The sequence below is a fragment of the Streptomyces sp. NPDC027189 genome (genome assembly GCF_055566975.1).
The window spans coordinates 1-1,348 of record NZ_JBVHRI010000089.1 but is presented as its reverse complement, the minus strand read 5'-3'; the positions used below and the strand labels follow the sequence as shown (position 1 = coordinate 1,348).

The following is a 1,348-nucleotide window of genomic DNA, read 5'->3' as shown; positions in this document are numbered from 1 at the left end:
CCCCCCCGTTATCTTCTTCGCGGTCCTGCAAGAGGACCGCTGGCCTCCGGGCCCGGCATGACTGTTCCCCCCTGTCGAACGGATGACCTGGGGGGTGGTGTCACCGGGCCCGAGAGGCGCCGTTGGAGACGCTGATGAGAGGTCTGACTACCGCCTGGCCTGGCGCAATGCCCGGCATCTCGCAGGCGGCAGGTCTGCATAACGTGGATGCGCGCATACGACGCCAACGCCCTGGCCAGCACCACACGAACCCCGCTCGGGAGGATGGGTTGTACGACATCGACGACGTGGGCGTCTTCCTCGGCCTGGACGTCGGCAAGAGCGCCCACCACGGACACGGGCTCACCCCGGCCGGGAAGAAGGTCTTCGACAAGCAGCTGCCCAACAGCGAGCCGAAGCTGCGGGCCGTCTTCGACAAGCTGGCCGCGAAGTTCGGCACCGTGCTGGTGATCGTGGACCAGCCCGCCTCGATCGGAGCCCTCCCTCTGACAGTCGCCCGGGACGCCGGCTGCAAGGTCGCCTACCTGCCCGGACTCGCGATGCGGCGGATCGCCGATCTCTACCCGGGCGAGGCGAAGACCGACGCGAAGGACGCCGCAGTGATTGCGGACGCTGCTCGGACGATGCCGCACACCCTGCGCTCGTTGGAGGTGACCGACGAGATCACCGCCGAGCTGACCGTGCTGGTGGGCTTCGATCAGGACCTGGCGGCCGAGGCTACTCGCACCTCCAATCGGATACGCGGCCTGCTCACCCAGTTCCACCCCAGCCTGGAGCGAGTCCTCGGGCCGCGCCTGGACCACCAGGCCGTGACCTGGCTGCTGGAGCGCTACGGTTCCCCGGCCGCGCTGCGAAAGGCCGGTCGTCGCAGGCTCGTTGAGGTGATTCGGCCCAAGGCCCCGCGCATGGCCCAGCGGTTGATCGACGAGGTCTTCGACGCCCTCGACGAGCAGACCGTCGTGGTCCCGGGCACCGGCACCCTCGATGTCGTGATCCCGTCCCTGGCCCGTTCGCTCGCTGCCGTCCACGAACAGCGACGAGCTCTGGAAGCGCAGATCGGGCAGTTGCTGGAGGCTCACCCTCTTTCCCCGGTCCTGACCTCGATGCCGGGGGTCGCGGTCAGGACCGCCGCAGTTCTGCTGGTCACCGTCGGCGACGGCACCAGCTTCCCCACCGCCGCCCACCTGGCCTCCTACGCCGGCCTCGCCCCGACGACGAAGTCGTCGGGGACCTCGATCCACGGCGAACACGCGCCCAGAGGCGGCAACCGGCAGCTCAAGCGCGCGATGTTCCTGTCCGCGTTCGCCGCCCTGCACGATCCCGCCTCCCGTTCCTACTACGACCGATG

At 69.1% G+C, this 1,348-nt stretch carries 1 protein-coding gene; it reads left to right on the top strand.

All coding sequences use genetic code 11. The features are described 5' to 3' along the window. Window positions 1–269: 269 nt before the first annotated feature. A partial coding sequence (locus tag ACZ4RZ_RS50315) for an IS110 family RNA-guided transposase (RefSeq protein ID WP_467754382.1) occupies window positions 270–1,348 on the top strand: 1,079 nt, incomplete at its 3' end.